Origin of the sequence: Pseudomonas fluorescens, assembly GCF_041354075.1 — a bacterium.
In the GTDB taxonomy this organism is placed as follows: domain Bacteria; phylum Pseudomonadota; class Gammaproteobacteria; order Pseudomonadales; family Pseudomonadaceae; genus Aquipseudomonas; species Aquipseudomonas fluorescens_CE.
On the sequence record NZ_JARZGC010000005.1, the window covers coordinates 334846 to 336349 of the forward strand.

Genomic DNA, 1504 nt, shown 5'->3' on the forward strand with positions numbered 1-1504 from the left:
TCCCGCGTCTGTGGGTCGGCATTCTACAGCGCAAAGTCCGGCTGTCAACCTTAAATTTTGATAAAACCTCTTCCTCTTCAATTGGTTAGCTAGAGTGCAGGGTGGTTTGATCGGCTGTGAGGCAGGCGGGGCAAGGGTTTTAGCTCTATTGCGAGTCTGTTTTCGATTGAAAAAATAAATGCAACGTCGATTATTCCTACCACTGGATAAGAACATTCAGAGTACTGGTGCTATATACAGTTGTCAGTGAGATACTGCCGATCCGCTATGCACTGCCAACTTATTTACGCCATGAACACTGCTTTGCCATGACCCAGCGAAAAATCATCCACGTTGACTGTGACTGCTTCTACGCCGCCATCGAGATGCGTGACGATCCGCGTCTGGCCGGTAAGCCCCTGGCGGTGGGCGGGTCGGCGGATCGGCGCGGGGTGATCGCCACTTGCAACTATGAGGCGCGGGCCTATGGCGTGCGCTCGGCGATGTCGTCCGGGCATGCCCTGAAGCTGTGCCCGGACCTGACCATCGTCAAGCCGCGCATGGACGCCTATAGAGAAGCGTCAAAGGAAATCCACACGATCTTTCGCGATTACACCGACCTGATCGAGCCGCTTTCCCTGGATGAGGCCTACCTCGACGTGTCGGACAGCGCGCACTTCGGCGGCAGTGCGACACGCATTGCCCAGGACATCCGTCGCCGGGTGTCCAACCAGTTGCACATCACGGTCTCGGCCGGCGTGGCGCCGAACAAGTTTCTGGCCAAGATCGCCAGTGACTGGAAGAAGCCCAACGGCTTGTTCGTCATCACGCCAGATCAGGTCGAGGATTTCGTCAGCGGGCTGCCCGTCAACAAATTGCACGGCGTGGGCAAGGTGACCGCCGACAAGCTGGGCCGGCTTGGAATCGCCGACTGCCTGCAGTTGCGCGAGTGGGACAAGTTGGCGCTCGTGCGCGAATTCGGCAGCTTTGGCGAGCGACTGTGGAGCCTGGCTCGTGGGATCGATGAGCGAGTGGTGCACAACGACAGTCGGCGGCAGTCGATCAGTGTGGAAAATACCTACGACACCGACCTGCCGGATCTGCGCAGTTGCCTGGACAAGTTGCCCGAACTGATGGAGACCCTGGCCGGACGCATGGCGCGAATCGACAGCAGCTATCGACCGGGCAAGCCGTTCGTCAAAGTGAAATTCCATGACTTCACCCAAACCACCCTGGAACAGGCGGGGGCAGGGCGCGATCTTGGCAGTTATCAGCTGTTGCTGACCCAGGCATTCAATCGCGGCGGGAAACCGGTTCGGTTGTTGGGGATTGGCGTACGGCTGGAGGATTTGCGGGGCGGGTTCGAGCAGATGGAGTTGTTTGAGCGGTAGGTTTGCGGCGACCTCAAGGGCCTCATCGCGAGCAGGCTCGGGCCCACCCAGGGGGTGGGGGGGTTGGGGGCGCGCCCGCGGCGGGGGGTTTTTTAAATTTTTTTTGGGCCCGGGGGCCGCCCCCAACACCCCCC

General features: G+C 59.4%; 1 protein-coding gene. It reads left to right on the forward strand.

Annotation, left to right across the window (positions count from 1 at the left end; all coding sequences use genetic code 11):
* Window positions 1-308 precede the first annotated feature (308 nt).
* The gene (gene dinB, locus QIW53_RS09405; protein ID WP_371049368.1) at window positions 309-1370 is read left to right on the forward strand and encodes a DNA polymerase IV; all 1062 of its coding nucleotides are present in this window, start codon (window positions 309-311) and stop codon (window positions 1368-1370) included.
* Window positions 1371-1504 lie beyond the last annotated feature (134 nt).

Coding starts and splice junctions, on each gene's coding strand:
- dinB (WP_371049368.1), top strand. CDS start 309: ATGACCCAGCGAAAAATCATCCACGTTGACTGTGACTGCTTCTACGCC.